Annotated in this window: 27 protein-coding genes and 1 pseudogene; 7 read left to right on the top strand and 21 right to left on the bottom strand. The window is 68.7% G+C overall.

Going from position 1 to position 25,686, the window contains the following annotated elements:
- The first annotated feature begins 141 nt into the window (after nucleotides 1-141).
- The gene (locus ACSQ14_RS18075) at nucleotides 142-804 is read left to right on the top strand and encodes a glutathione S-transferase family protein (protein ID WP_436015497.1); all 663 of its coding nucleotides are present in this window, start codon (nucleotides 142-144) and stop codon (nucleotides 802-804) included.
- Between the two features lie 200 nt (nucleotides 805-1,004).
- Here ACSQ14_RS18075 and ACSQ14_RS18080 read toward each other — a convergent pair whose 3' ends face one another.
- Complete coding sequence (locus ACSQ14_RS18080; protein WP_436015499.1) at nucleotides 1,005-1,193, bottom strand: DUF3606 domain-containing protein; 189 nt, start codon at nucleotides 1,191-1,193, stop codon at nucleotides 1,005-1,007.
- A gap of 233 nt (nucleotides 1,194-1,426) precedes the next feature.
- Between ACSQ14_RS18080 and ACSQ14_RS18085 the strand changes: the two genes are divergently transcribed.
- Nucleotides 1,427-2,050 (top strand): VOC family protein, encoded by a 624-nt coding sequence (locus tag ACSQ14_RS18085; protein ID WP_436015501.1) that lies wholly within the window; start codon nucleotides 1,427-1,429, stop codon nucleotides 2,048-2,050.
- The gene (locus ACSQ14_RS18090; protein WP_436015503.1) at nucleotides 2,047-3,432 is read left to right on the top strand and encodes an FAD-containing oxidoreductase; all 1,386 of its coding nucleotides are present in this window, start codon (nucleotides 2,047-2,049) and stop codon (nucleotides 3,430-3,432) included. Before ACSQ14_RS18085 ends, ACSQ14_RS18090 begins: the two co-directional genes overlap by 4 nt.
- A gap of 25 nt (nucleotides 3,433-3,457) precedes the next feature.
- Here the strand turns inward: ACSQ14_RS18090 and ACSQ14_RS18095 are convergent, their stop codons facing one another.
- Nucleotides 3,458-3,916 carry a hypothetical protein gene (locus ACSQ14_RS18095; RefSeq protein WP_436015505.1) on the bottom strand — a complete coding sequence of 153 codons (459 nt, stop codon included), beginning with the start codon at nucleotides 3,914-3,916 and terminating at the stop codon, nucleotides 3,458-3,460.
- 181 nt (nucleotides 3,917-4,097) lie between these two features.
- Here ACSQ14_RS18095 and ACSQ14_RS18100 point away from each other — a divergent pair, with 181 nt between their 5' ends.
- Together ACSQ14_RS18100 and ACSQ14_RS18105 are read left to right on the top strand one after the other, a co-directional pair.
- Complete coding sequence (locus ACSQ14_RS18100) at nucleotides 4,098-4,283, top strand: hypothetical protein (RefSeq protein ID WP_436015507.1); 186 nt, start codon at nucleotides 4,098-4,100, stop codon at nucleotides 4,281-4,283.
- Between the two features lie 80 nt (nucleotides 4,284-4,363).
- The gene (locus ACSQ14_RS18105; protein ID WP_436015509.1) at nucleotides 4,364-5,125 is read left to right on the top strand and encodes a class I SAM-dependent methyltransferase; all 762 of its coding nucleotides are present in this window, start codon (nucleotides 4,364-4,366) and stop codon (nucleotides 5,123-5,125) included.
- A 68-nt stretch (nucleotides 5,126-5,193) separates the two neighbouring features.
- Here ACSQ14_RS18105 and ACSQ14_RS18110 read toward each other — a convergent pair whose 3' ends face one another.
- The 15 genes and pseudogenes from ACSQ14_RS18110 to ACSQ14_RS18180 form a co-directional block, all read right to left on the bottom strand.
- Nucleotides 5,194-6,399: a thiolase family protein gene (locus tag ACSQ14_RS18110; protein WP_436015511.1), complete on the bottom strand. Its 1,206-nt coding sequence runs from the start codon at nucleotides 6,397-6,399 to the stop codon at nucleotides 5,194-5,196.
- On the bottom strand, nucleotides 6,392-6,859 hold the full coding sequence (locus ACSQ14_RS18115; RefSeq protein WP_436015513.1) for a Zn-ribbon domain-containing OB-fold protein: 468 nt from the start codon (nucleotides 6,857-6,859) through the stop codon (nucleotides 6,392-6,394). The genes ACSQ14_RS18110 and ACSQ14_RS18115 overlap by 8 nt, the downstream gene beginning before the upstream one ends.
- A 100-nt stretch (nucleotides 6,860-6,959) precedes the next feature.
- Complete coding sequence (locus tag ACSQ14_RS18120; RefSeq protein ID WP_436015515.1) at nucleotides 6,960-7,565, bottom strand: TonB-dependent receptor domain-containing protein; 606 nt, start codon at nucleotides 7,563-7,565, stop codon at nucleotides 6,960-6,962.
- Between the two features lie 28 nt (nucleotides 7,566-7,593).
- Nucleotides 7,594-8,013, bottom strand: a pseudogene (locus ACSQ14_RS18125) (TonB-dependent receptor plug domain-containing protein); the annotation flags it as partial.
- 34 nt (nucleotides 8,014-8,047) lie between these two features.
- Complete coding sequence (locus ACSQ14_RS18130; RefSeq protein WP_436015517.1) at nucleotides 8,048-9,808, bottom strand: class I adenylate-forming enzyme family protein; 1,761 nt, start codon at nucleotides 9,806-9,808, stop codon at nucleotides 8,048-8,050.
- Nucleotides 9,805-10,248 carry a Zn-ribbon domain-containing OB-fold protein gene (locus tag ACSQ14_RS18135; RefSeq protein ID WP_436015519.1) on the bottom strand — a complete coding sequence of 148 codons (444 nt, stop codon included), beginning with the start codon at nucleotides 10,246-10,248 and terminating at the stop codon, nucleotides 9,805-9,807. Before ACSQ14_RS18135 ends, ACSQ14_RS18130 begins: the two co-directional genes overlap by 4 nt.
- A complete protein-coding gene (locus tag ACSQ14_RS18140; RefSeq protein ID WP_436015521.1) occupies nucleotides 10,245-11,411 on the bottom strand; it encodes a thiolase C-terminal domain-containing protein in 1,167 nt (388 codons plus the stop codon). The genes ACSQ14_RS18135 and ACSQ14_RS18140 overlap by 4 nt, the downstream gene beginning before the upstream one ends.
- A gap of 58 nt (nucleotides 11,412-11,469) precedes the next feature.
- Nucleotides 11,470-12,588 carry an amidohydrolase family protein gene (locus ACSQ14_RS18145; protein ID WP_436015523.1) on the bottom strand — a complete coding sequence of 373 codons (1,119 nt, stop codon included), beginning with the start codon at nucleotides 12,586-12,588 and terminating at the stop codon, nucleotides 11,470-11,472.
- Between the two features lie 113 nt (nucleotides 12,589-12,701).
- The gene (locus tag ACSQ14_RS18150; protein ID WP_436015525.1) at nucleotides 12,702-13,613 is read right to left on the bottom strand and encodes a LysR family transcriptional regulator; all 912 of its coding nucleotides are present in this window, start codon (nucleotides 13,611-13,613) and stop codon (nucleotides 12,702-12,704) included.
- A gap of 62 nt (nucleotides 13,614-13,675) precedes the next feature.
- Nucleotides 13,676-14,881: an amidohydrolase family protein gene (locus tag ACSQ14_RS18155; protein WP_436015527.1), complete on the bottom strand. Its 1,206-nt coding sequence runs from the start codon at nucleotides 14,879-14,881 to the stop codon at nucleotides 13,676-13,678.
- 443 nt (nucleotides 14,882-15,324) lie between these two features.
- Complete coding sequence (locus ACSQ14_RS18160; protein ID WP_436015528.1) at nucleotides 15,325-15,654, bottom strand: hypothetical protein; 330 nt, start codon at nucleotides 15,652-15,654, stop codon at nucleotides 15,325-15,327.
- Nucleotides 15,655-15,764: 110 nt separating this feature from the next.
- Nucleotides 15,765-16,109, bottom strand: a complete 345-nt coding sequence (locus ACSQ14_RS18165; protein ID WP_436015529.1) for a hypothetical protein — start codon at nucleotides 16,107-16,109, stop codon at nucleotides 15,765-15,767.
- Nucleotides 16,110-16,224: 115 nt separating this feature from the next.
- Complete coding sequence (gene rsgA / locus ACSQ14_RS18170; RefSeq protein WP_436015530.1) at nucleotides 16,225-17,295, bottom strand: ribosome small subunit-dependent GTPase A; 1,071 nt, start codon at nucleotides 17,293-17,295, stop codon at nucleotides 16,225-16,227.
- Between the two features lie 221 nt (nucleotides 17,296-17,516).
- The gene (locus ACSQ14_RS18175; protein ID WP_436015531.1) at nucleotides 17,517-18,563 is read right to left on the bottom strand and encodes an NAD(P)H-dependent amine dehydrogenase family protein; all 1,047 of its coding nucleotides are present in this window, start codon (nucleotides 18,561-18,563) and stop codon (nucleotides 17,517-17,519) included.
- A gap of 65 nt (nucleotides 18,564-18,628) precedes the next feature.
- Nucleotides 18,629-19,435 (bottom strand): SDR family NAD(P)-dependent oxidoreductase, encoded by an 807-nt coding sequence (locus ACSQ14_RS18180; protein ID WP_436015532.1) that lies wholly within the window; start codon nucleotides 19,433-19,435, stop codon nucleotides 18,629-18,631.
- A 227-nt stretch (nucleotides 19,436-19,662) separates the two neighbouring features.
- Between ACSQ14_RS18180 and ACSQ14_RS18185 the strand changes: the two genes are divergently transcribed.
- Nucleotides 19,663-21,036: a sensor histidine kinase gene (locus tag ACSQ14_RS18185; RefSeq protein ID WP_436015533.1), complete on the top strand. Its 1,374-nt coding sequence runs from the start codon at nucleotides 19,663-19,665 to the stop codon at nucleotides 21,034-21,036.
- Here the strand turns inward: ACSQ14_RS18185 and ACSQ14_RS18190 are convergent.
- Genes ACSQ14_RS18190 through ACSQ14_RS18200 form a run of 3 tightly spaced genes read right to left on the bottom strand, consistent with a single transcriptional unit; the run spans nucleotide 21,033 to nucleotide 24,356 of the window.
- Nucleotides 21,033-21,917: a MaoC/PaaZ C-terminal domain-containing protein gene (locus tag ACSQ14_RS18190; RefSeq protein ID WP_436015534.1), complete on the bottom strand. Its 885-nt coding sequence runs from the start codon at nucleotides 21,915-21,917 to the stop codon at nucleotides 21,033-21,035. The genes ACSQ14_RS18185 and ACSQ14_RS18190 overlap by 4 nt on opposite strands.
- Nucleotides 21,918-21,963: 46 nt before the next feature.
- Nucleotides 21,964-23,223 (bottom strand): acyl-CoA dehydrogenase family protein, encoded by a 1,260-nt coding sequence (locus ACSQ14_RS18195; protein WP_436015535.1) that lies wholly within the window; start codon nucleotides 23,221-23,223, stop codon nucleotides 21,964-21,966.
- Nucleotides 23,220-24,356: an acyl-CoA dehydrogenase family protein gene (locus ACSQ14_RS18200; RefSeq protein WP_436015536.1), complete on the bottom strand. Its 1,137-nt coding sequence runs from the start codon at nucleotides 24,354-24,356 to the stop codon at nucleotides 23,220-23,222. Before ACSQ14_RS18200 ends, ACSQ14_RS18195 begins: the two co-directional genes overlap by 4 nt.
- Before the next feature lie 153 nt (nucleotides 24,357-24,509).
- On the opposite strand from ACSQ14_RS18200, the gene ACSQ14_RS18205 reads away from it, so the two are divergent.
- Nucleotides 24,510-24,761, top strand: a complete 252-nt coding sequence (locus ACSQ14_RS18205) for a hypothetical protein (RefSeq protein ID WP_436015537.1) — start codon at nucleotides 24,510-24,512, stop codon at nucleotides 24,759-24,761.
- Between the two features lie 32 nt (nucleotides 24,762-24,793).
- On the opposite strand, the gene ACSQ14_RS18210 is transcribed toward ACSQ14_RS18205, so the two are convergent.
- Nucleotides 24,794-25,444: a glutathione S-transferase family protein gene (locus ACSQ14_RS18210; RefSeq protein ID WP_436015538.1), complete on the bottom strand. Its 651-nt coding sequence runs from the start codon at nucleotides 25,442-25,444 to the stop codon at nucleotides 24,794-24,796.
- Nucleotides 25,445-25,686: the final 242 nt, after the last annotated feature.

Raw genomic sequence — 25,686 nt, forward strand, 5'->3', positions numbered from 1 at the left:
GGGCGACAAGCAGCACGCTGCGGCCGCCGCGGCGGCTAAGGTAGGCCGCTGGGCCGCGGTTCAGAATCCGATGTCGGCGGCGGACAGGCTGCCGCGTCCTTAGGTCCACGGGGCGCGCGAAGAGCCTGAGAGGAGATGCCGATGGGCGATCTGGTGCTGACGACTTTCGACTGGGTTCCTGCGCCGCCGAGGGGCTTTGTGCGCGACCTCCGCGTACGCTGGGCGCTGGAGGAGGCGGGGCTTGCTTATCGCGTGGCGACGACCCCTTTCGAAGAGCGCGAGGCCGTGCATTTCGCTCAGCAGCCGTTCGGACAGGTGCCGTGGCTCACGGACGGGGACATCACCGTCTTCGAGAGCGGGGCGATTTTGTTGTACCTCGGCGATAAGAGCGCGGCGCTGATGCCCACCGATCCGCGCGGGCGGGCGGAGGCGATGGAGTGGGTGTTCGCAGCGCTCAACTCGGTCGAAATGGCGAGCCTGCCCTGGTCGATGTTCCGCTTCATGGGCTTTCCCGGCAATGCGCCCGAGGCCGGGTTCGTGGATGGCTTCCTGAAGGTGCGGCTCGAGCGGATAGAAGCGGTGCTGGCCAGCCGCGAGTGGCTGGCCGGCGGCCGCTTCTCCGTGGCCGACCTGCTGATGGCTGACGTGCTGCGGCCGGTGGACCGGTTCGAGGGGCTTGCGGCCTATCCGGCATGCCGGGCGTACTTGGCGCGGCTCACCGGGCGGCCAGCGTTCAAGAAGGCCCACGCCGACCAACTGGCGGACTTCGCGGCGGCGGACGAGGCGCGTGCGGGCGCCGGCTAAGGCTTGGAGCGGACGTCGGCGCGCCTTCCACCCCGAAGCGAAGGTCGGAAGCTCCGGTTCTCGGCGCGCTCGAAGCGAAGATCGCAGCTAGACGTCTGAGTGCCGGCTCGGCGGTAGGGCTCTGCGCGCCCCGCGCCCGCCCGCCGTGCGGTCCCCCGCCCGCGTTGTCCGAAGGCTCTCTGGGCAGGCGCGGTCGTCGGTCAATGGCCTTTCAGCTTCCGGGCTTCGCGTTCGAGCATCTCCCGATCGTCGCCATGCCTTCGGATCAGCTCGCGGACCTTCTCGACGTCCAGTCCGATCGCCTCAGCGAAGTAGCGCACCTCGTAGTCCTCGGAGCCCGAGACGCGGCCACGGTCAGGCTCGCCGATGTGCTGCTTGTTATCTGCCATGTCGTCCTCCGTGCCGGAGTGAATTGTCACGCCCGGCTCCGGTTCCCCGCCGTATCGCTAGCCGTCCAACGAAAGGCGCAGCCGCGATGATGCCGAGTTCACCGAGCAACGTTCGCTTGACGCATCGGGGCGTTCGGCAGTTGTAGGACGCGTTCGACGCATCTGGTCGAGGCCGACCAACCTCGCCCACAACCCAGGAGGCCGGGGTGAGCGCGACGAAGGCCAACAACGACATGAAGTTCGAGATCGTCGTCATCCCCGTGTCGGATGTCGACCGCGCGAAGGCGTTCTACGCGCGCCTCGGGTGGCGGCTCGACGCCGACTTCGACGACGGGAAAGCCTTCCGCGTGCTCCAGTTCACGCCGCCTGGCTCCGGGTGTTCGGTCATCTTCGGCAAGGACGTCACCGCGGCGGCGCCCGGCTCCGCCCAGGGCCTGTACCTCATCGTCTCCGACATCGCGGCCGCCCGCCAAGAACTGCTCGACCGTGGGATCGCGGTCAGTGAGGTGTTCCACAGCGCCGGCGTGTACGCCGGTCCCGACGAGCCCTATCTGTTCGGGCGCGTTCGCGTCAGCGGCCCGGATCCCGAGCACGGCAGCTACCGCTCCTTCGCCTCGTTCCGCGATCCGGACGGCAACGGCTGGCTGTTCCAGGAGGTCACGACGCGCCTGGCGGGTCGCATAGAATCCACCGCGACGACCTTCGCGTCAGCGAACGATCTGGCGAGCGCCTTTCGCCGCGCGGAGCAGGCGCACGGCGCCTACGAGGCGAGCCTCGGTCACAGGGATGAGGACTGGCCCGACTGGTACGCCGCCTACATGGCGGCCGAGCAGTCGGGTGCGGACCTGCCGAAGTGACCCGCTACGACGCGATCGTCGTCGGCGCCGGTCAGGCCGGTCCCTACGTGACCTCCCGTCTCGCGGGCGCCGGCATGAAGGTCGCGGTCGTCGAGCGGAACCTGATCGGCGGGACCTGCGTCAACACCGGCTGCATTCCGACGAAGACGATGGTGGCCAGCGCCTACGCGGCGCGCATGGCCGCCCGCGCCGCCGAGTACGGCGTCGACGTCGGCTCGTTCCTGGTCGACATGAAGCGTGTGAAGGCGCGGAAGGACGCGGTCTCCGGGCAGTCGCGCACCGGGCTCGAAGACTGGCTGCAGAACATGGAGAACTGCACCGTCTACCGGGGCCACGCCCGATTTGAATCCGCACACGAACTGCGCGTCGGCGAAGAACGCCTGCAGGCCGACAAGATCTTCCTGAACGTCGGCGGGCGGGCGGTCGTGCCGGACATGCCGGGCGTTCGCGAGATCGACGTCCTCACCAACAGCTCGATGATGGCGGTGGATTTCCTGCCGAAGCACCTGATCGTCGTCGGCGGCAGTTACATCGGTCTCGAATTCGCGCAGATGTTTCGGCGCTTCGGCGCCGAGGTCACCATCCTCGAAATGGGGCCGCGGCTGATCGCCCGCGAGGACGAAGACGTGTCGACCGCGATCCGGGAGATCGTCGAGAGCGAGGGCGTCGCGGTGCGCCTGAACGCAAGGTGCATCGGCTTCGCCAAGCGCGGCGACGAGATCATAGCCGACGTCGACTGCGTCTCCGGTGCGCCGCGCGTGCACGGCTCGCACGTGCTGCTGGCCGTCGGCCGGCGTCCCAACACTGACGATCTCGGGCTCGACAAAGCCGGCGTCGCCGTCGACGCGCGCGGCTACATCGTGGTCGACGACCAGCTCCGCACGAGCGTCCCGGGCATCTGGGCGCTCGGCGACTGCAACGGCATGGGCGCCTTCACGCACACGGCGCACAACGACGGCGAGATCGTCATCGCGAACCTCCTGGAGAACGATCCGCGCCGTGTGAGCGATCGGATCACGGCGTATGCCCTGTACGTCGATCCGCCGCTCGGTCGGGCCGGAATGACGGAGGAAGAGATCCGCCAGAGCGGGCGCAAGACGCTTGTCGGCAAGCGACCGATGACGCGCGTCGGGCGCGCGGTCGAAAAGGGCGAGACGCAAGGCTTCATGAAGATCGCCGTCGACGCAGAAACCGGCGCCATCCTCGGCGCCGCGATCCTCGGCACGGGCGGCGACGAGGTGATCCACTCGATCCTCGACGTGATGTACGCCAAGGCGCCCTGGACGGTGATCCGTCGCGCCATGCACATTCATCCGACGGTCTCGGAGCTCGTCCCGACCATGCTGTCCGAGCTGCAACCGATGGACACGGCGACTGTATGAACAGCGCCCGCCCGCGTTCCGTCGCCTAGCCCGTCGGCGGCGGCATCCGCGGGAAGGCGTCCAGCTCGTAACGGGCGGCCTCGCTGAACTCGGCAAGGAAGTCCATCTCGCCCTCGACCATCATGGCCCGCAGCTCGTGCAGGGCCTTGTTGGGGGCCAGGTAGGTGTCGACGATCGAGTCCATCGTCTTCTCCGCCGAGGTCACGACCCGCTCGCAGGAAATCAGGCGGATGCGCCCGACGATCGCATAGAGCTGGATGATGTCGCGGACATCATCCTTCTCGTGGCTGAGCGCGTCGCCATAGAGCCGCGAGGCCTCGTTGATGAAATCGGTGAACAGCGCCTCGCGGCGCGCCCGGTCGTGCTCGCGGTTCCGCGCCTGCTGCTGGATCGACTGCGTCAGCCAGGAACTCCCCAACGACGCCAACCCGCCGATCAGGGCTCCGGCGAGGGCGGCCAGGGCGCTGAGCAGGGCCGGATTCATGGACGATCTTCCACCGGAAAGGCGCCGCCGCGCGCGCCGCGGCCCGGATGATCCTAGTCATCCGCAGCCGGCGCGATACCCCGAACTGGGGCGTCTGAGCCGCTGCGATAGGCCGCGGCCGAGCGGGCTTTCTTCCGCCGCGCAACACAGGCTCATTTGTAGCGTCCAGGAGCCCGCAATCATGACGTTGAAATCCGCCCTCGCGGCCGCCCTGTTATGCGTCGCCGGCTGCGCGCTCACGGGCTGCCTCGCGGTTGCGGCCACAGGCGCGGTCGTTGGCGTCGCGGGAAGCGCGGTAGGCGCCGCCGCCAAGGGAGCCGGCGCCGTCGTCGGCGCGGTGATCCCAGGCGGCCAGGAGGACCGCTGAAATCGCGCGCGGCTTCAGGGCTCCGCCGTTGCGTCGAGCGGAGCCTGGCCGTAGCGTTCGCCCAAACAGGAGGGTGAGCCATGGCGCGGAAGCTTCTTTGCCTTACGGCGATGTTGCTGACGGCGGCGAGCACAGGCGCCGGGGCTGCGCCTGCAGCGCCGGCCGATCCGGCGATCGCTGCGGCCATAGCCGCGCCGAGCCGACCCGCCGAGGACAGGGCGCGCGACGTCGACCGCAAGCCGGCGGAGATGCTGGCCTTCGCCGAGGTGGCGCCCCGTCAGGTCGTCGGCGAACTGCTGCCGGGCCGCGGCTACTTCACCCGCATCTTCTCGGCGGCGGTCGGGCCGAAGGGGCAGGTCTACGCGATCATTTCTCAAAGCCAGGCTAGCGACAGCGCGCGGGCGGCCCCGGTGACGTCGATCGCCGCCGATCCGGCCTACCCCAACGTGGAGGTGGTCGCGGCGGACTTCGCCGCCCTCACTCTGCCCAGACAGGCCGACCTGGTCTGGACGTCTCAGAACTATCACGACCTACACCTGGCGCGGTCCAAGACGGACGTCGCGGCGGTGAACCGCGCCATATTCCAGGCCTTGAAACCCGGCGGATTATTCATCGTCGTCGACCACGCCGCCGCGCCGGGGGCGCCGCTCACCGTCGCCGACAGCCTGCACCGCATAGATCCGGCGATCGTTCGACAGGAGGTCGAGGCCGCTGGCTTCCGGTTCGAAGGCGAGAGCGCGGTGTTGCGCAATCCGGCCGACGACCATACGGCCCGGGTCTTCGATCCGGCGATCCGCGGGAAGACGGACCAATTCGTCTATAAGTTCCGCAAGCCGGGCTAAGAGGGCGGCGCGGGTCGGCGCGTCCGCCTTCGGCCATCCTGGTCGGTCTTGAACAGGTCACTGCCCGCTCAGCCCTCGGTGCGGAGCAGCACCGCTGAGGGATCGTGGAAGAAGCTGCCGATCCCGACGAGCGCCGTCGCCGCGCCAGGGATCTGCCGTTCGCCTTCCTGCCCTCGCAGCTGGCGCACGGCTTCGGCGTAGAAGTTGGCGCCGCCCGCACGCCCCTGGCCCAGGCCGCCGCCATGGGTCGTCACCAGTGTGCGGCCGTTGAGCCGCAGGATGTCGGCCGACGGGTCCCAGCTCACGCGGAAGAGGTCGCCGGCCTCGCCGGGCTTGCAGAATCCCGCCGCCTCGGTCTGCGCCACGGCGTCGATGGTGTAGCCGTCGTAGGGATAGAAGAGATCGAGGTCGTCGACCTTCAGGTCGCTGCGCGCCCACAAGCCCTTCATCGCCACCCAGAAGGCGTTCTCGGTCCACCCCAGGGTGTTCTCGTAGAACTCGCCGACCCGCGTCCCGCCGAGCGACATGGCGTGGATGTAGACCGGCTTCACCGGCAGGTCGCGGGCCCGCTCGGCGGTGGTGATCACCAGCGCCTCGCCGCAGTCGACGGGCACGTCCATGTCCAGCATCCGCATCGGATCCCAGATCAGCCGGCTCTGGTGATAGTCCTCCAGGCTGATCGGCTCGCGCATGACCGCGGCCGGGTTGCGGGCGGCGTGCGAGCGGTTGTTCACCGCCATCCGGGCGAAGGCGTCCGGGCCGACGCCGAAGTCGGCCATGTAGCGGCGCATCCAGCCGGCGTAGGGCTCGCCCGAGTGCAGCCAGCGGCGGGCGAAGTCCTCGATGCCGACATCGCCGCCGACGTCGCCGAACTGCGCCGCGCGGGCGCGGAACGGGTCCGCCGCCGCCGAGCGCGACATGCCCGGGTTGCGCATGTAGGTCTGGACGACCAGCACCGTGTCGCAGAGGCCGGAGAAGACCGCCTCCGCGGCATAGACGAAGGCCGAGCCCAGCCAGCCGTTCTTCACCCAGGTGACCTCGTCGATCCCGAGCGCGCCCTGCAGGCTGAGGAAGCCGGCGCCGCCCATGGCCAGCGGCGTCATGCCCGAGCCGCAGATGCCGTCGATCTGCTGCTTGTCGATCCCGGCGTCGGTGATCGCGCGCACGGCGGCCTCCAGGCCCAGCGACAGCTCCGAGCGCTGGAGATCGCGCCCGTAGGGCGTCGAGCCGACGCCGACGACCGCAAGCTTGTCCTTGAGAGGGTTCCTAGCCATGGGCCTCGCCTCCTTGCGGCGCGGCGGGTTCGAAGGCCGGCCAGGCGCGGCCCTTCTCCGTGATCCAGGTCAGCCGCACGGGCATGTCGAGGGCGATCTGCGCCTGCGGGCAGTTGACGATCCGGGCGAGGTAGCGAAGCCCGGCCTGCTCGTTCAGCTCCACCGCCGCGGCGACGAGCGGCTCGGCGATGAAGGCCTTCGGGTCGCGCAGCTGCTGCAGCAGGGTGAAGCTGAACACCCGTCCCTCGCCGCTGACCTCGGTCGCCTCCACGTCCCAGGACCAGCACTCCGGGCACATCGGCCGGTGCGGATAGACCCAGCGGCCGCAGTCCCGGCAGCGATTGATCAGCAGTCGGCGCTCGGCCAGGCCGCGGTAATGGTCGATGTTGTCGCGATCGATCTGGGTGTCCGGATAGACATCGAAGACCTCGCGGTCGCTGAGCGGCTCGCCCGGGCTCATGTCGTCACCTCTGTCTGATCCTCTGATCTCTCGACCGTCAAAAAAAAGCGGAGCGCCCCTCGGGGTGCTGGCAGGGAATTGGACGCTCCGCCCTTAGGTCTCAGAGGGGATTGAACTGAAAACGCGCGGTCACGCCAATCTCCCGTGGCGCGGTCATGCTGATGACCCGGTAGGTGCTGACCGGCGGAACCCCGCCGGCGACCGAGGCCAGGCTCGGCGCCTGGGTGGCGTTACGCGTCAGCACCCGCTCGACGTCGAACAGGTTCTTGACGTAGGCGCCGATCTCCCAGCCGCCGCCCTGATCGCGGACGCCCGCGAACAGATTGACGAGCGCGTAGCTCGGTATGTCGTCGAAGATGTTGGTCGGGTCGTTCAGCGACTTGCTGTAGTAGTTCACCAGTCCGCGGACATAGCCGTCGAGCTCGCCGGAGACGGGCTGGGTGTATTCCGACTGCAGCGTGGCGACGAAGGGCGAGCCGGTTCCCGCTCTCAGCGAGTCGACCTGGCAGGTTGCGATCTGCTCGCCGCCGGTCGCGGCCAGAAGCTGCGCGGGCGTCGGGACGCCGCCGCCATAGTTGTTGCAGGGGATGGTGGCGTTGCTGATCTTGCCCTTTGAGTAGGCCAGGGTCGCCGTGATGTCCCAGTTGGGCAGCGGCTTGTAGCCGATCTCCGCTTCCGCTCCGTTGACCTTCGCCGGAACGCCCACCGCCAGGGCCGCGCAGCACCTCGATCTGGCCGACGTCGAACATCGACTGGAACAGCAGCCCCGCCGAGATCGGCGCCTCGTTGAAATAGAACTCGATGGTGCCGTTATTGCCGCTGGCGTTCACGTCGTAGGCGATGCCGCGCAGCGTCGCGCGGTTGCCGATGCCGTTGGTGTCCTGCGCCAGGGTCAGGCCCGGAACGAGCGTCTGCACGTCCCTGAATTCCCGGACATTGAGCTTCGCCAGTTCCTGCGCCGTCACCGCCTGGACGGCCAGCGGCACGTCCTGCTGGCTTTCATCCCGCCGTCGCGCCGTGACGACGACCTCATCGATCACGCCCGGCGCGAGCAATTGCTGCTCGGCGGCGCTCGGCGCTTCCTGGGCGACGGCCGGCGCGGCGAGCGACAGGACGCTGACGCTCGCCAGGGCGAGCTTGCGGAATGTGGACACTGTTTTCTCCCCTACCAGATTACTCGGTAATTATTTATTTCAATAGCTTAGGCGGCCGACCTGCCCCGGCGTCAGCGGTCAGCCCGCCCCATCCATCCACGCTCTGGCTGGCCCACCCGGCCAGCGCGACCCGGTCGAGCTTGCCGCTGCCAAGGCGCGGCAGGTCGTCCACGAAGACGATCTCGCGCGGCAACTTGAAGTGGGCGAGACGCGGCTTCAGCCACTCGCGCAGCGCGTCCCCGCCGACCTGCAGGTCGGCGCGACAGACGACGTAGATCCGCACGGCCTCGACCTTGCGGGCGTCGGCGACGCAGACCGCCGCGCAATGGGTCACGGCCTCGTGCATGGTCACGACGCCCTCGACCTCCTCCAGGGAGACGTTCTCGCCGCCGACCTTGGCCATCAGCTTGATGCGCCCGCAGTATTTGACGAAGCCCTCGGCATCGACGCTGACCAGATCCTCGCTGTGGATCCAGCCGGCCGCGTCGAGCATGCGCGCGGTCTCCTCGGGCTTGTTCCAGTAGCCGGCCATGACGTTGCCGCGGATCCAGGCCTCGCCGATCTCGCCGGGACCGACGTCGACCCCGGTCGAGGGATCGACCACCCGGATCTCGTTGCCGGGCAGCGGGCGGCCGCCCGTGGTCGCTTGCTTTTCCGCGGGGTCGTCCGGGCCGGTGATCGCGGCCGGCCCGTAGGTCTCGGTGAGGCCGTAGGGCGAGAAGGCGAAGGTCGCGTTCGGCATAACCTCCCGCGCAGCCTCGTTATGCACATGCCCCAAGCGCACCGACGGGAAGCGGACGCCCCGCTCGTAGGCCTCCATCGCCACTTCCTTGCCCAGCACGCTGATGAAGATGCTCGCCTGCTCATCGGCGATCAGCCGCACGGCGAGCTCGACGCTGAAGGCCTCGGTGAACACCAGGGTCCCGCCGATCGGCAGCATGCTCATCAGGCCGTAGACGCTGCCGCCGGCGTGGAACATCGGCATCATGCTGAAGTAGACGTCGTCGCGCCGCATGCCGGTGCGACGACCGTGCAGGAGGCCGCTGGCGATGAAGCCGCCCTGCCGCAGCATCACCCCTTTCGGGAAGCCGGTGCTGCCCGAGGTGTACTTGATCATGATGATGTCTTCAGCGGAGACCCGCTCAGCCATGCGGTCGGCCGCGGCGACCCAGGCGCCGTCCGCGTCCGCGCCGACCGCTTCGAGCGCGTCCCAGTCGTAGGCGCCAGGATGGCGGCCGGCCTCGCGCGCGAACATCACCACATTGCGCAGGTCCGGCGCCTCGGGCGCGAACAACCCGCCCGGCGCCTGCGCGCGGGCGAACGCCGGCGCGATCTCGGCGAGCATCTCGCGCATGTCGAGCTTGCGGAACCGATCGAGCATGATCAGGTGCCGCGCGCCGGACTGGGTGAGGCAGTAGCCGATCTCGCGCGGCTTCAGGAAGGTGTTGACCGGCACGACGGTCGCGCCGAGCCGGACCGCGGCGTAGCACGAGATCACCCATTCCAGCCGGTTGGTCATCCACAGCGCGACCCGGTCGCCGCGCTGGACGCCGATGCTCGCGAGGCCGGCGGAGAAGGCCGCGATGCGCTCGAGCAGCCGGGCGTAGGTCAGGCGCTGCACGACGCCCTCGTCGTCGGCCGCGACGAGGGCCAGGCGTTCGGGGTCGAGCGCCGCCGCGTCGCTGAGGGTCTGCCAGAGGGTGCGGGCGCGCGCCTCGGCGAGCTCGCGCCTGGCGGCCTCGTCGGCCCGGATCCACGCGCTCGTCGTCGCGCGTTCGGAGGTGGCCGCGGTCATTCTGCATTCTCCTCGGGGTTCGCCAGGCGGAAAACCGGGACCGTGGCGTTGGCGGCGGGCAGCCAATCGACCTGCAGGCGCGCGCCGATCGAGACGGCCGTGACGGGGGTGTCGATCAGCACGGTGACGAGACGCACGCCGGGTGCGTCGTCGAACTCCGCCAGCACGGGGATCCGGGCGCGCGACGGATCGCCTTCCAGCCCGGGCGCCGGCAAGACGGTGTAGGAATAGATCCGCGCGGCGCCTGGCGGCCGCCACGCGACGGGTTGAGCGTGGCAGTTCGGACAGAACGGGCCAACGGGCCACCGGAACGTCCCGCAGGCTGAGCAGCGCGGCATGGCCAGCCGGCCTTCTGCGGCGGCCTCCCAGAAGGGCGCGCTCCAGACGTCGGTCGGGATCTCCAGCGCCGAGAAGTCGGGGGTGATGCTCCGCGCGGTCATGGCTGATTGCTCAGGATGGCGCCGGTCATCGGGACCGGAGCGGGACCGCCGGCGACCAGGGCCGTCGCGGCGCTGCCGACCTGGTTGACCGCCGTGCCGCGCAGCTGCTCGACCGCTTCGCGGATATGGGTCATGCCGACGACGTAGGCTTCGGACAGGTGGCCGCCGTGCGGGTTGACCGGGATCGCGCCGTCCAGGCGGATCGCGCCGCTCTCGACGAACGGACCGCCCTCGCCCGGCGCGCAGAAGCCGTAGTCCTCCAGCTGCATGACGACCAACGGCGAGAAGTGGTCGTAGAGCAGGGCTACGTCGATGTCCTGCGGCCGCAGGCCGGCCTGCTGGTAGAGGCGGCGCGCCACCGCTGAGGCGCCGGCCGTGGTGAAGGCCGCGTCGGTCTGGTTCAGCCAGAAGAAGGCCCGCCCCCAGTCGGGATCGGCGACCTGGGCGACGGCGGAGATGTAGACCGGCTTCTGCGCCAGGTCGGCCGCGCGTTCGGCGCTGGTGACCACGAAGGCCAGCGCCCCGTCGGTCTCCAGGCAGAAGTCGAGCCGGCACAGCGGATCGGCCAGCATCGGCGCGGCCAGGTAGTCGTCGAGGGTGAGCGGCTTGCGGCGGAGCGCCGTCTCGCGGTTCGCCGCGGCGGCGCGCGAGGCCAGGACGACTTCGCCGAACGCCTCGCGGCGGGTGCCGTAGCGGTGCATGTGGCGTCGCGCCGAGAGCGCCAGCGCCTGGCCGGGGCCGCCGAGGCCGGCGATGCGGTGGAAGATGTTGTCCGGCGTCGCGGCGAAGTTGCTGAGCGCCTGGCCCACCCGGCGCCCGATCTGCTGGGTGGCGCCGATGCAGACCACGGTCTTGGCGCGTCCCGTCTCGATCGCCATGGCGGCGAGGTCGAGCACGCCGGCCATCCCGCCGCCGAAGCCCGAGACGCAGTGCGAGAAGGTCACGTTCCGGGCGCCGAGCTGCTCGACGACCATGCCGGTGTCGAAGCCGAAGGCGAAGAAGGCCAGGCCGTCGACGTCGTCGATCTCGAGGCCGGCCTCGGCGAGGCCCGCGAACACGGCCTTGCCGATCAGCTCATAGATCGTCTGCGGATATGACTCGCCGCGGAAGTAGTAGGGCGTGGCCCCTACCCCAACGATCGCGGCCGGCGATCTCCTCGCCATGGCTTCGCCCCTTAACTTGCCTTGCAGGACGGGCGCGAACGCCCAGCTCGATCCGCCGTCAGGCGGCCGCGAATTCGGGGCGGTTCAGACGGAACAGCCGGGCGGCGTTGCCGCCGACGATCGCCGCCTTGTCCTGCTCGCTGATCTCGATGCCGTCGAAGAGACGGACAATCACCTCGCGCGACCTGGGGAAGGTGCCTTCGTGGTGCGGATAGTCGGCGCCCCACATCAGCGCCTGCACCCCGGTGACCGAGCGCGACATGATGCAGGCGCGGTCGGTCTGGAACGAGCAGGCCACCTGGCGGGCGATGATCTCGCGCGGCGTCAGCGACAGCTTCGGGCGGACGAACGGCTCGTGCGCCTCGTAGACCTCGTCCATCCGCTCGGCGAGCGCCGCCAGCCAGCTTGCGCCGCCCTCGATCACACAGACCTTGGCGCCAGGGAAACGGTCGAGCAGGCCGCCCGACACCAGCGCGCCGATCGTGACCATCCCGTCGCAGGACTGGATCATGTAGTTCATCACCGCCCCGCCGGGGCCGCGGAAGCTGCGCACGTCGGTGCGCCCGGTGCCGGTGTGCAGGGCGAAGACGACGCCCAGCCGCTCGGCCGCCGCGAACACCGGATCCCAGGCGTCGCTGGTGTAGGACGGCAAACTCGACTGCGGCTCGATCAGGCTCGGGATCATCGCCGAGGTGAAGCCGAGCTTCGCCAGCCGCTCCATCTCCTCAACGGTGTTGCGGAAGTCGCGCACCGGCAGGATGCCGCAGCGCACGAAGTGCTGGGTGTGGTCCTTCAAGAGGCCGTGCAGCCAGTCGTTGTAGACCCGCGCCGAAGCGAGCTCGGCCTCGGCGTTCTCGATCATGTAGGTGGTCAGGCCGAGGCTGGGGAAGACGATCTCGGCGTCGACCCCGTCGAGCGCCATGTCCTTCAGCCGCCACTCCACCTCGCGATTGCCACGGCGGTCCGGCCGCCCGAACGGCTCGCCGTCCGGCCCCATCCTCGGCGCGCCGCGATGAACCGGGGTCTTGCTGAGCACCTTGTCGCCGGCGAGCGAGAGGATGAACTCGTCCTGCATCTCCGAGCGCAGGCCGAACCGCCGCAGCGACGGCGGCAGCCCCTCGCTGAACAGGTCTGATGGCTCGACGAAGTGACCGTCTGCGCTGAAGACGAAGGTCATGTCCGTTCCTCCGGGACGAGCCGGTGCGATCCGGCTTCGTTCGTTCTGGAACCAGAAGCTAGGTAAGGCCGAGCATTCGGAATACCGTCAAAAGCAAGATACCACCCACCGCCTCAGCCGATGGGTCGCTCATCGGCGGCCTCGTTATGCTCGAGCAGGAAGGCATCGAACGCCCGCGCCAGCCGGCCGCGCGTGATGTTCTTCGGCCGGGCCAGGCTGAGCGCGCGGGTGTAGCTGAAGCCGGCGACGTGCAGCTGGCGGAGGCGGCCGTTGTCGAGGTCGAACTGCACGAGCGCCCTGGAGAGGCAGCCGATGCCGCCGCCGGCGATCACGGCGTGGCGGACGGCCCAGTTGCTGGTCGACTCGAAGGCGATCGGCAGCTGGCCGAGCTCCTCGTGCAGCATGTAGCGCAGCCGCGCGCTGGTCGACGAATACTGCTCACGCGCGCACCAGGCGAAGCCCGCCAGGTCCTGGATGGTCAGGCCGTCGCGGCCGGCGAGCGGGTGTTCAGGCGCGACGACCAGGATGAGTTCGTCGGTGCGCCACTTGGTCAGCTCGATCCCCTCGACGTCCGGAAAGATCTCGATCAGGGCGGTCTCGAGTTCGAACCGTTCGAGCCGCGCGAACAGGTCGCCCACGGATTCGGCCTGGACCATGATCCGCACGTCGGGATGCCGGCGCATGAACTCGACGCACAGCCTCGGCAGCACGGTCTCGGCGATCATGGCCGTCGCGCCGACCACCAGCCGGCCGCTCAGCGGCGCCTCCGACTTCGCGGTCTCGATCTCCTGCATCTCGCCGAGGATCGAGCGCACCATCGGCCGCAGGCGCTTGCCCTCGTCGGTGATCTGCAGCGGCCGTCCCTTGGCGTGGGCGAACAGCGGCCGCCCGAGGATGATCTGGAGATCGGTCAGCGCGCTGCTCGCCGCGCTTTGGCTCATGTTCAGCTTGGCGGCGGCGCGCGTGACGCTGCCGAGCGTCGCCACGGCGTCGAATACCTGCAGCTGGCGCAGCGATACTTTCATTCGGCGATGATAGCGAAAGCGGGCCGAGCGCCAATCGCTGCGCTCGGCCCGCCGGGATCGTCTTAGACGGCGATGTTGTAGAGCCGGGCCGCGTTCAGGCTCAGTACCTTGGCGCGGTCCTCCGTGCTCAGGGCGCCCAGCCGCGCCTCGAGATTGTCGATCGGATGCAGCGAAGTCGGGTGCGGGAAGTCCGTCTCGAACAGGACGTTGTCGATCCCGACGCGGTGCAGGGTGTGCGAGATGTCCTCGGCCTCGAACCAGAAGCAGGCGTAGAAGTTTCGCCGGAAGTACTCCGACGGCGTCATCTGGAAGCGCCGGGTCTCGGCAATCTCCTTGAGCTGGTAGTCGAGCGCCTCCATCAGGAACGGCACCCAGCCGACGCCACTCTCGACCGAGACGAATTTGATGTCCGGGAAGCGGTCGAGCATGCCGCTGTAGATCAGGTTCGAGACCACCTTGCCGTTGTTGAAGAAGATCATCGCGCCGGAGATCCCCGAGCGCAGATCGCGCGGCAGCGACGGCCAGCCCTGCTGGCCCATCCAGTCGATCGCCGTCTCCGAGGCGCCGATGTGGAAGTTTACCGGCAACTGCTTGTCGACGCAGACCTCCCACAGCGGATCCCAATGCGGATGGCCGAGGTCGGGGATCGGGTCGCCGTTGGCGTCCTGATGGACGTGCGGGTCGGAGTTGATGTTGATGCCGCGCAGGCCCATCGCCGCGCAGCGCTCGGTCTCGCGCACCGCCTCGGCCACGTCCCACCACGGCAGCAGCGCCATCGGGAACAGCCGCTGGCCGGAGTCGGCCTGCAGCTCGGCCATGGCGTCGTTGTAGATCCTGACGCAGGCGAGGCGCAGGTCGGCGTCGACCTTGGCCGCCGCCTGGCCGCCGAAGCCGAGGATGTTCGGGTAGACGATCTGGGCGTAGATCCCGGCCTCGTCCATCACCGCCAGGCGCTCGCGCACCGACGAGGAGCCGGCGTGCACGTCTTCGAACTGCAGCTTCAGGAAGGATTCCAGGTCGCGGACCTTGCCGCCGTCCTTCAGGATCGCGCTGTTCGGGTGGGCCCCGGTGCCGATCGACTTGTCGCCATCGATCACCCAGCAGCGCCGTCCGTCGAGCATCTTCACCTGGGGCACGCGGTCGCGGATCGAGGCCGGCGCCCGCTTCACCCACAGATCGTGGGGCTCGGTCAGGTGAGTGTCGGCGTCGATCACCTTCAGGCCCGCGGCTGGGCTAAGCGCGGATCTGGTCTGCAGTTTCGGGTTCATCCGTTCCTCCTGGCGGCGTCAGAGCCGGCGACATCGCGCCGTTCTCATATCCGCCGGAGAGCTTTCGGATCAGGGCCCATTTTATGATACGACCAACCGATATATCCGATAGGTCTGGACTTGGGGCGCGGCGGGATCGCGCGCATCGAGAACCAGGACCGTGGCGTCCACGCGACCGGTTTCCAATAGCGCCCGCGCTCGATCCGGCTTAGCGAGCAGACGAATTGGAGCCGTCCATGAGCGCTAAGCCCCCCGAAAACCGCTCTCCCGAGCCCACTCCGGGCGCTAAGCTGCGCGCGCGTCTGCTGCTGCTTGGCCTTGGAGCCTTGGTGCTGGCGTACGTGGCGGCGATGGTGATCAGACCCTAGCTCCGGCAGGAGCACGGCCGCGAGGCTTCGACCCAGCCCGGGCCTGGGCGGCGGCCGTCGTGCGGTCTGGCGGCGTCAGCCGCCAGTCTCATCCAAGAGGATGGCGACAGTCTTGCCCCGGGAATGCGGATCCCATCCCGCCACGATGGCGGCCGCGATAGCCTTCGCCACGACCTGAGGCGGGACTTGCGGGGGCTTTATCAGCGGCGTCCCCCGTCTAGGCGCCGGCGCGGGCGGAAACTCCAGCACGGCTTCGCGCTGCCCTTCCTGGTGACGCACGGCGATCGCCATGCCGCGCCAACCCGCGACGTCGCTGGACCACTGCGGCTGCCGTTGAATACGCCAGACATAGGGCTCGCCATCGACTTCGATGGCGACCTCAAGGCTGCGCTTGTTCTGTGTCATGCGAGGGAGTTATCCCGGCAGCCGCCCGCAAGCCACCCGAACTCGTCCGGGGCCTTGCAGGCGGCAGCCAAATGGCCGAGCGCCGACGCGTTGGTCACGCATCGCGCCCACTATTGGGGGAGGTCAGACTCAGTTGCGCCGTCCTCAGTTGCGCCGTCGCGGAATTCGTCGGCGGGGACGAACGAGGCGCCTTCATCGTCCAGCACCCACATGCCGATGAAGGCGGGATGCTCCGGATCGAGTTCCTCGTCGACCAGGTCGCCGTCATAGAGGCCGACATTGCTGTAGTCGAAGTCCAGGGAGAGTTGATGGGCGAGGTCCAGCATCTCTTCGGCCATGCGACGCGAGTACCCCAAGCTCTCGCTTTCGTTGGTGAACTCGTTCGTAAGCGTGCTCACCTCCGCCGCGTCGCTGCCTTGGGTCGCACTGGTGGTGACGATGGTGTACGCGGGCATGGTCATCTCTCGTGTGTCCGGATCCCCTCACCTAACCCGTTTGCCGGCGGGAGCGGGCCACATTCTGCAAAAAACCTTCCCGGCAGCGGGGAAGCGACGGCGTGCGGCCCGGCGATCAGTCGCCGCCCCGGGCGTCTCTCTTGGTGGCGCGGTAGACCTTCTGAAGCCCGGCGAGGCGCCGGCGCTCGGCGTCCTTGGCCGCCCGGTCCGCCTTCTCTTCGACCGCCGCCAGTTCAAGCCCAAGCTTCTGGAAGTTCGCCCAGCGGCCCGGGTCCAGCGCTCCGCTCTGCAGCGCGCCGCGCACGGCGCAGCCTGGTTCGTGCTCGTGACCGCAGTCGTTGAACCGGCAGTCCTGGGCCAAACGCTCGATGTCGTCGAACACGACGCTCACGCCTTGGTCGGCGTCGATCAGGCCGACTTCGCGGATGCCAGGCGTGTCGAGGATCATCGCGCCGCCCGGCAGCAGGACCAGCTGGCGATGGCTGGTGGTGTGCCGGCCCTGGTCGTCGTCCTCGCGGATCGCCTGGACCGCCATTCGGTCCTCGCCCAGGAGCGCGTTGACCAGGGTGGATTTGCCGACGCCGGATGAGCCGATCAGCACGCAGGTTTCTCCCGGCCTCACCTCGGCGAGGAGGGCGTCGAGGCCCAGGCCTTGCCGCGCCGAGATCGACAGCACCGGGCAGCCGGCCGCCAGGGCGGCGATCTGGGCGGCCTGCTCTTGCGGATCTCCGCAGAGGTCGGACTTCGTCAGCACCACCACGGGCCGGGCCCCGCTCTGCCATGCGGCGGCGAGATAACGCTCGATCCGGCGAGGATTGAGGTCGGCGTTCAGCGAGGTGACAACGAAGGCGACGTCGATATTGGCGGCGATGACCTGCAGCTTCTGCAGGCTGTCGGCGGCCCGGCGGACGAAAGCCGTGCGGCGCGGCAAGATCGCGTGGATCGTGGAGGTGCGTTCCGTCAGGTTCTGCGAAAGCGCCACCCAGTCGCCGACGGCCGGGTGGCCGGCCTCCCGGGCCTCGTGCAGCAGGCGGCCGGAGACCTTGGCCCGCAGCTCCCCCTTATCGGTGGCGACCAGATAGCCGTCGCGTTGCTGGACGACGATGCGCCCGGGGGCGTGGCCTGCGCGCGCGTGCGGCCTAAAGGCCCGCGCCAGCAGATCGGACCATCCATATTGTTCGATCAAGTCGGGGGCTTTCGCATCGCGCGGGCTCTATCGGCGGGTCGCCGTGGACCCACTCTATGGGCCTGCCAGTCCGCGGCGGCTAGCTATCCTAGCAGCTGCGGCGGAAACGTCCGCTGCACTGACCCCTTGCCGGGCCGCGATGTCGAAGCTGCGCAGGGGCGGACCTTGGAGCGCTTCCTCGAACTGGAAGCTCACGATCCCGGCCCGCCCCGCCAGCTAATTCACCGAATAAGACCTTGAGGCCGGACGACGCCAAGGTCGAAGTGGGTGAGCACGCCGGGCTTTGCGTCACAGACTTGCGGAATCGCGGTCGCGCCAAGCAGGGCGGTCCAAATGATCCCCAGGAAGGGATGCTTGCCCTCGGCGTCGGGGCTCGCCGTCAGGGTCATCTCGAATTCGGGGTTGCCCTCGAAGACGATCCGATGCCGGCTCGTCGCGCCAAGTCCCCAGTTGGGCTCCATGTCTTCGCCCATGACATAGTAGAGGTGGTAGAGCAGCAACGGCTTGCCCTCGGTCCACATCGTCCATTCCCAATGCTGGCCGGCGACGGTCCCGGCTCGGATCACGCCGCCTGGATAGGCGATGTCGTTGCGGGCGAGCGCGATCTCATGCTTCTCGGTGAGGTTCTCCACCTGCTTGCCGAGCCCGGCGAGCACCATCGCCATCGACTCGCCGAACGTCGGCATCGCGTATTCCATGCAGTTCGGACGCGCGCTCAGCTCCTCCGGCGTCAGCCCGAACCCCATGAACTCGATGTAGACCGAGGGGCTGACGAGCTTGTTGGCGATCTCGAACACCTGGATCCGGTCGATCCGGTCCATCAGCCGGGTCAGCGTCATCGGCATGATGTCGCCGATGAAGCCCGGATGGATGCCGCAGCCGTGGAAGGAGACCCCGCCCTCCTGGGCGGCCGCCTCCAGTTGCTCGACCTCGGCCTTGCTGAAATCGGTGGTGAAGAAGGGGCCGATGGTCGAGACGACGTTCTTGCCGGAGCTCAGCAGCCGGCAGACCATGTCGATGTCCTGCAGCATCGGCGCGAACAGGACGCAATCGGCGTCGAGCGCGATGATCGCCTCGACGTCGTTGGTGGCGAGCACGCCAGTCGGCGGCAGGTCGACCAGTTCGCCGGCGTCCTTGCCGACCTTCTCCGGGTTCGTGACGAGCACGCCGACGAGCTCGAAGGCCGGGTTTTCAATAAAGTGACGCAGTGAGACCTTGCCGACCGTTCCGGTCGCCCACTGAATGACGCGATAGCTTTTCTGAGACACGCAATGCGCTCCTCGACGAAGGCTCCGAGTCCTGATGGCTCGGAGACCTTGCTGATTGGGGAAATTCAGATGACCGCGCGGACCTGTCCGCCGTCGACCCGGTAGTTCGAGCCCGTGACGAAGCCCGCCCGCGGGCTGGCAAGCATGCAGACCGCGAGGCCGATGTCTTCGTCGATGCCCAGCCGGCCGGACGGCGGCAGTTCGAAGATCTTGTCACTCACCATCTGCTTGGTGATTTCCTCGACCGTCATCTCCGGGTTGCCATATTGCTCGCGGGCGAACCGCATCAGCCCGTCGGTCATGATCACGCCCGGCGAGACCGTGTTCACGGTGATCCCGGAGCTGTGCAGCGAGCCGGCCAAGGTGACCGTGAAGTTGTTCAGGGCCGCCTTTGCGCCGGTGTAGTCGGGGCCAAGATAGTTGGGCTGCAACGCGACGGCGCTGGAGATCTGGATGACCCGGCCCCACTTGGCGGCCACCATGTCCGGCACGGCCATCTGGATCAGCCGCACCGCGGCCAGCGTGTTGCCGTGGTAGTTCGTCACCCACTCCGAGATTTTCACGTCGAGCGGCGGGCGGGTCGTGCTGTCGGTCGCGCTTCCGCCGGCGTTGTTCACCAGGATTTCGATGTTGCCGCCCAGCGCTGCGCGCGCCTGCTCGTACGCCGCGGCGGCGCCCTCGTCCGTCCCGAGATCGCCCAGCGCGATCCCGGCCGCCTTGATGTCTCGGGCGACGGCTTCGGTCCGCTCGCGATTACGGCCGTGTACGACGACCGCACAGCCTTCCTGCGCCAGCATCCGCGCGATGCCCGTGCCGATGCCGCTGCTGCTGCCCGTGACGAGCGCGCGGCGTCCTTCCAGCTGAAGATCCACTCCCTACTCCCTTATTGTGCGTCACCGATCGGCGGCGACCGCTGAGCCTCTGGTGGCTAGGGCTATCACGCATAGGGGCCAAGCTGACCTCCCATATGGGAGGCGGGGCTCTCCTAGCTGGCCGGCGCGGCGGCGCGGAAGCGAAAGACGCCGGGGCTGATCAGCGGCGAGGCCGAGGGACCCGGAACCGCCGCTGGCACATTATATGCCGACAGCGGAGGGCGCCCATGACCGCCGTTAAGCCAAAGCCGAAGGCTGCCGTCTCCGATCCGATGCGCGAAATCCTGGATCATGCGCCGGCAATGATCTGGGTCACGACGCCTGACGGTCAGTGCACCTACGTCAATCGCGCTTGCTTTCGTTTGACCGGCCTGAGCGAGGCCGAGGCGCTCGGGTTTGGCTGGCTCGACGCCATCCATCCTGATGACCGCGCAGGAACCCTGAAGACCTATCTCGACGCCAACGCCGCGCGGGCGCCATTCCAATCTGAATACCGGTTGCGCTCGATGTCAGGCGATTACCGCTGGGCGATCGCCGCTGGTAATCCACGGTTCGCGGAAGACGGCGCCTTCCTCGGACATGTCGGATCGGTCGTAGACATCCATGATCGACAGGTAACGGAGGCTCGCTTTCGAGCCCTGACCAATTGCGTGCCCGCCTTCGTCTGGTTCGCGAGCCCGGACGGCGACCTGCATTATCTGAATGACCGTTGGTACGAGTACAGCGGCCAGACGGCGCAGGAGGCGCTCCCGAACGGATGGGCCGAGACGGTCCATCCGGAGGACGTCGATGCGGTCATTGCGGCCTGGGACGACACCCGGGCGCGGGGCGAAGGCTATCAGATGGAATGCCGCTTCCGGCGGCGAGACGGCGTGTATCGCTGGTACATGGTCCGCGCCGATCCAATGCACACGGCCAGCGGCGCGATCGAGGCCTGGATCGGAACCTCCATCGACATCCATGATCTCAAGGGCGCCGAGGAACGCCAGGCGTTGCTCATCAACGAGCTGAATCACCGCGTGAAGAACACCCTGGCCACGGTGCAGGGCCTTGCCTCGCAAATCCTCCGAGCGTCCCCAAGCCCCGAGCACTTCCAGGAGGGCTTTGAGGACCGGCTCATCAGCCTGGCGCAGGCCCACGACCTACACACCGCATCCAGTTGGGGCGGAGCGAGATTGGGCGACCTCGTGGCCCGCGCCGTGGCGCCCTGGCGCGGCGAGCGGATCGACGCCCAGGGCGGCGACGTGTGGTTGGATCCCCCGCAGGCGGTGAGCATCTCGATGGCCCTGCACGAGCTAGCCACTAATGCGGCGAAGTACGGCGCGCTTTCCAAGGTCGTCGGCAAGGTGCTCATTCGCTGGACTCGCGTAAGCAGCGGGAGCGGCGAGCTTGTACGGCTCCGCTGGGAAGAGCATGGCGGTCCGTCAGTCTCGCCACCGAAACGTCGTGGGTTTGGCAGTCGCCTTCTCGAGCGCGGTCTGGGCCGCGAGCTGCAAGGAACAGTGGTGCTGGAGTTCCCGCCGGAAGGTGTCCAGTGCACGGTCACCTTCCCGATGCGACTTCCGGCCACGGTTCCTGCGGGTGAACCCATCTCCTCCTAGCTGGTTGGCGGGGCGGTACGGAAGCGAAAGACGCCGCGGTCGAGCACCAGTCTTTCGCCGTTCGCCCACATCTGGAACGCAGCTCCGTCGTCCGTCCGCCAGACGCGCGTATCGAGCCTGTCGCCGGGATAGACGGGCTTGGAGAACCGCCCCTCCATGTGGCCGAACCGGGCGACGTCGCCGTCGCAGAGCGCCGAGACCAACGCCCGGCAAGCGACGCCATAGGAACCCAGGCCGTAGAAGACAGGCCGCTCAAATCCATCGGCCCGGGCCCTGCCCGGGTCGGTGCCATGCGGGTGACGGTCGCCGGACAGTCGATAGATCAGCGATTGGTTGAGACCGACCGGCAAGGAGACGGTCTGATCAGGGCGCCTGTCCGGCTGGCTCCAAGCCGGCTCCCCGGCAGGGCCGCGCGGGCCGCCAAAGCCGCCCTTCCCTTGCGCGAACAGCCGCATGCAGGTCGACCCCAGATGCTCGCCGGTGTCCGCCAGCGTGATCCGGGTCTCCTTGACGACCAGCGCGCCCGAACCCTTGTCGTAGACCCCGCGCAGCACGGTGGAGAGGTGCGCCTTGCCGCTCACCGGTATCGGCCGGGCCAGCGTCACGCTCTGCTCGCCATGCACCATGCCGACCGGACTGAGCCCCTCGCTCTTCCAGCCTAACAACTCGACCCAGGCGCTGGGCAGGCCCATGATGGCCAAGAAGGACGGGATCACTTGCTGGGCGACGCCCGGCGCATTCTCCGTGGTGAACTGAAGCTCGCGCAGCGGGTCGTCCAGACCCGCGCCGACGCCGACGGCGTAGAGCAGCGCCCGGTCCGAGTCCCAGCTCCAATGGCCGTTGACCAGTTCCTTGCCGATGAGGTGATCGTAGTCGCTCATCTTAGTCCTTCTGCGCGCAAGTAGGGGTCATTGGTCAAGTTGGGGGTCAGCGCTGGCGCGGGCCGCGCGGCACTTCGCGGAACGGCACGCCGCGGTCCGGCGCAGGCTCCCGCGGCATGCCGAGCAGGCGCTCGGCGATAACGTTGCGCGAGATCTCGGTCGTCCCGCCGCCGATGCAGGTCGTCTGCCGCATCAGGAAGTTCATGCCGCACTCGGCCGCCGCGCCGTCCTCGTCCTCGTCCCAGGCGGCGCCGATGTCGCCGGCGAGTTCGAAGGCGATGCTGGTGCGTCGCACGCTGGAGACGCCGGAGAACAGCCTGCCGACCGCGGCCGCGTGCTCGCCCAGATTACTGCCGGGGCCGGCGCTCGCCAGCCGGTGCAACAGGGATTCGGTCACCAGCTGCAGCATGCGTGACTCGCCGATCAGGCCGCGTGCGGCGGAATCGGCGATGAGGCCGGCCTCGCGCGCCACCCGCACCGCCGGCGAGCCGCGCCGGGCGGCGCCGAACGCCGTCACCGGCCGCGTGACATAGGGCGAATTGTGGCCGACCCGCTCGTGGTACATCCAGCGCGAGCCGACGGTCCAGCCGTCGTCGACCGCGCCGATCCGATCGCTGTCCGGGACGCGGACGTCGGTCAGGAACTCCTCGCAGGACTCCGTCGAGCCGTTCAGCCGCTCGATCCGGCGGATCTCGATCCCCGACTGCTGGATCGGCAGCATGAAGACCGTCAGCCCCTGGTGCTTGGGGACGTCCCAATTGGTCCGCGCCAGGCACAGCGCCCAGTCGCCCCACCAGGCGGTCGAGGTCCAGACCTTGGAGCCGTTGAGAATCCAGCCGTCGCCGTCGCGCACCGCGGAGGTCAGGGCCCCGGCCACGTCCGAACCGCCGCTCGGCTCGGAGAGGAACTGACACCAGACCTCCTCGCCCTTCAGGATCCGCGGGATGTGCCGGCGCTTCTGCTCGTCCGTGCCGAAGTCGAGCAGCACCGCCGTGCAGGGCGAGAAGGTCGGCACGGCGAGGCGCGAGGGATACTCCCAGCCCGCCAGCTCCTCGTTGAACGCCCGCTGGTGCGCCGGCGTCAGGCCGAGCCCGCCGTACTCGCGGGGAAAGCAAATCCCGGCGAAACCGCCATCGAACAGCCGCCGCTGCAGGGCGCGGTCGCGGTTCGCGTTCGCCAGCTCCTCTTCGTCGGTGTCGGCGAAGGGGTGGAGGTCGGCGTACCCGGCCGGCCCCAGGTGCTCGCTAATCCAGGCGCGCGCCCGCAGCCGGAAGCTCTCGACGTCCTCGATGTCCGACGCGCTCATGCGGCCTCCTCACGCTGGATTTCGAGCTCGGCGATCAGCCGGTGGTGGTCGTCCGGCGCGCCATAGAGCATCCGGTCGAGCGTCACCCGCCGCAGGAAGAAATGCAGGTCGTACTCGTAGGTCACGCCGATGCCGCCGTGCAGCTGGACGCAGTCCTGCGCCAGCTCGACCCCGTAGCGCCCGACGAAGGCGCGGGCGGCGCTGACCAGCTCGGCCGCATCCTCCGACTCCGCCGCGACCGCCGCCGCAGCCCGGTCGGTGATCGCATGCGCCGCCTCCAGCCAGGATTTCATGTCCGCGAAGCGGTGCTTCAGCGCCTGGTAGGACGCCAGCGGCCGGCCGAAGGTGTAGCGGTTGAAGGCCCACTCCAGCGTCATCTCGAAGGCCGCCTCCATGGCGCCGACCGACTCCGCGGCCAGGACGACGCCGGCCGCCTGCGCCTGACGGCCGAAGGCCGCGTCCGCCCCGCCGATCTCGCCCAGCACGGCCGAGGCCGGCAGCCGCACGCCCGCGAAGCTCACCGCCGAGAACCGGCGGGTGACGTCGAGCGCCTTGAGCGGTTTCACCCGCACGCCCAGGGCCGTCGCGGGCACGAGGACCTGGGTCAGCCGGCCGTCGGTCGATCCGGTGACCAGCAGGTGCTGCGCCTGCCCGGCGGATTCCACCGGGCGGGCGAAGCCGTCGACAACGACCTCGTTTCCCTCTTTGCGGATCTCCACGCCGACGCCGACGCGCAGCCGCCACGGCGCGGTCCCGATGCAGCAGGCGGCGATCGCCGCGCCCGAGAGCAGGCCGTCGAGGGCCGCGCGATGGGCCTCGCCGCCGGCCTCGCTCAAGGCCAGGGCCGCCACGTTGCAGTCCACCAGCGGCCCCGGCGCGGCGTGGCGGCCGAACTCGTGGGCCACGAGGCTGAGGTCGACCGCGCCGGCGCCGCTGAGGCTGCCGCCGCCGTTCGCCTCGCTCACCAGCAGGGATGTCCAGCCGAGCTCGGCGCCCTTCGACCAATAGTCGGCGTCAAATCCGGCGGGATCATCGCGCAGCTGGCGCAGGCGGCTCGTCGGGACCCGGTCGGCGAGAAACCGCGCCGTGGTCTCGCGGAAGTACTCCTGGTCGGCGCTCAACGTCAGCAGCATCGGATCTCACGCCTCCCTGGCGGCCCGCGCGTCGCCCGCGGTTCCCTCCAGCTAATCAGCGTGCGCGGCGGGAATCTACAGCGGCGCGCCATTTGGTCGTGCGGTGCAGCCGCCGCAGAATCGAGTTCTAGGTGTGAGGGCTGGGAGGCTGCGATGAGCGACACTCAGGGCCGGGACCAGGAATTGAACGTCCGGATCGCCGCACTCGAGGTGATCATACGCCGCCTGGTTTCCGAAGGAGAACGGCGCACGCCGGGCCTCGTCGACCGGCTGGCGGGCCACTACGACCTGAAGGCGCGACCGACGATCGACCTGGACGCCTTCGTCGGCGCCGTCGACGACCAGGTGAGCACGCTTCTGGCGCTGGCCAGGGCCGAGGCTCGACCGCCCAAGGGCGGCGAATGAGGGTCGCCTGAGAGACCGCTGCGCTAGGTCTTTCAGCCGCGCGATGCGGCGGTGAAAACCGCCAACTGAGCGTCGAAAGCGCGTTGGTAAGCCGGCCGCGCCTGGCCGCGGGCGACATAGGCGGACAGGGTTGGATATTCCTCCAGCAGACCTGATCCCTCCAGCCTGCGCAGCACCAGCACCATCAGCAGGTCGCCGGCGCTGAACTCGCCGTCGAGCCAGTCGGCGTCGCCGAGCCGGGCCGCAAGCTCGTCCAGGCGGTCACGGATGCGCCCCTCGAGGATCGGCAGCCGCTCCGCGTACCAGGGCTTGTCGCGCTCGGCGTAGCCGGCCATTTCGCGCTCGACGATCGGCGGCTCCACCGTGTTGAGCGCGGCGAACATCCAGGTGATCGCGCGCGCCCGGGCGTCCGCGTCGTGTGGCAGCAGGCCCGCATGACGCTCGGCGATGTGGAAGACGATCGCGCCCGACTCGAACAGGGCGAGGTCGCCGTCTTGATAGGTCGGGATCTGCCCGAACGGATGCAGCGCGCGATGCGCGGCTTGCTTCAACTCGAGGAACGAGACGAGGCGGACGTCGTAGGGCTGGCCCACTTCCTCGAACGCCCAGCGAACGCGCATGTCGCGCGCCAGGCCTCGGCCGCGATCGGGCGACTGTGCAAAGGCGGTGATCGTCGGGCTCATCGGGAGGCTCCCGGCGATGACTGCATGCCGTCCAGCGCGACGTGGCCCATGGCGATGATCTTCCGCATTGGCTCTCTCCAGGCTCTTCTTACCCCGAGGACGAACGAGCGGCCGACCGCACGACAGCCGGTCCGGATTTTTTCCAGCGTTGAGCACGGAGGCGGCAGCTACGCGGGCGACCCGCAAAAGCGACGGTCGCGACTTGCCAACCGGCAAACCCGGCAGCAGAGTTCCTTCTCAAA

The sequence above is a fragment of the Phenylobacterium sp. LjRoot219 genome (genome assembly GCF_964252995.1).
In the GTDB taxonomy this organism is placed as follows: Bacteria; Pseudomonadota; Alphaproteobacteria; order Caulobacterales; family Caulobacteraceae; genus Phenylobacterium.